Here is a 1,493-nt window from a genome sequence, read left to right on the forward strand (position 1 = left end):
AGGAGGTGACCGGCCAGCCGACGATCCCGGCGCTCAGCGCCTGACCAGACATGAAGATCACGCGGTAGCCGTCACACACCACGCCAGCGGGCTTGACCGCGAGGTCTTCGTGCAGGGTCTTGTAGACCAGGTCGGAGAGCCGTCGCTTCAGGCAGCGCAGCGCCTCGCGTCCGGTCTTGCCCTCGGCGCGTTTGCGCAGGTAGTAGGCGCGGCCTTCGGTGTCGGCGCGGATCTGGGTGATGGCCATCGTGTAGAGCACCCGGTTCAGCGTCCGGTTGCCCGAGCGGTTGAGCCGATGTCGTGTGGTGCGGCCGGAGGAGGCGGGAAGCGGGGCGGTGCCGTTGGCCGCGGCAAAGGCGTGCCGGGAGCGGTAGCGGCGCACGTCGGCGACCTCGCCCAGGATGGTGGCGGCACCGACCGGGCCCAGGCCGTAGAGGCCGGTCAGCCCGGTGTCGACCTCGGCCACCGCGGCGGCGATGAGCGCGGCAACCTCGTGGATTTCTGCGGTCAGCTCGGCCAGCCGGACCAGCCGGCGGCGGGTCAGCAGTGCCCGCACGCTGGTCTCGCCAGCGAGGAGCTCCGTTGCCTTGGCGATGAAGGTCGGCGCGGTCAGCCGCGGAATCTGGGCTTGGTAGCCGGGCAGCAGGCCGTGCAGCTCGGTGTGCGTGCGGTTGGCCAGCGCGGTCCGCTCGGCGACCAGCTGGGCGCGGTAGTCGGCCAGCGCCCGCAGGTCGGCGGCCTGACCGACCGCCAGGCGCACCGCCGGCAGGGCCGGCTCGCGGGCGGTGATCCGGGCGATCGCGACCGCGTCGACCGGGTCGGTCTTGCCCTGCCCGGGCCGGCCGGAGCGCTCCCGGGAGGTGAGGCTGGGCGGGACCTCCACCACCTCGGCCGGAACGGCCAGGACCAGGTGGACGGCGGCACCGCGGCCGTAGTTGCCCGAGCCCTCGATGCCCACCCGGGTGACCGCGTGCTCCACCATCAATTGCTCGAGGGCGGCGAAGCCGGCCTCGGTGTTGGCCACCTCGGTGACCACCAGCGGACGTCCGGCCTGATCGATGACGGCCACCGCGAGGGTGTCCTTGTGGGTGTCGATTCCGGCGAGCACACCTGGCTCCTTCCGCGTCGGGCGAGCCCGCGGATCGCCGGTGTCCGGGCGCAGCGCATGCACCTGCGGGCCGCCGCGGCCCCACGCTCCTATCAAGCGTCAACCGCCCGAACCCCGACGGACGTCACCGACGGGCAATCATTGCGAAGGCCACGACAGACACGGCGGGCAGCAAAAGGTCGAGCCTCGCCGGTGACGCCCGCGAGCACCCCGCCTCGGCAACGGGGCGCCTCTTCGTACCGCAGGTGCATGAGGTGTGATGCCTCGTGATCTTGGAGTCTCCAGTGCTAGCCCGGGGCTTTCACGGGAGAGCGGCGTGACCGGGTGTTGATCAACTGAAAAGTGCTCCTGACCAGCAAGGATGGGTCTTGTCGAGGGACCTATC

1 protein-coding gene is annotated in these 1,493 nt (G+C 71.3%); it reads right to left on the reverse strand.

Annotated elements, in window-relative coordinates; all coding sequences use genetic code 11:
* On the reverse strand, positions 1-1,108 hold a 1,108-nt coding region (locus E9529_RS21375), incomplete at its 3' end, for an IS110 family transposase (protein ID WP_236833269.1).
* Between the last annotated feature and the right edge of the window lie 385 nt (positions 1,109-1,493).

Origin of the sequence: Blastococcus sp. KM273128, assembly GCF_021698975.1 — a bacterium.
In the GTDB taxonomy this organism is placed as follows: Bacteria; Actinomycetota; Actinomycetes; order Mycobacteriales; family Geodermatophilaceae; genus Blastococcus.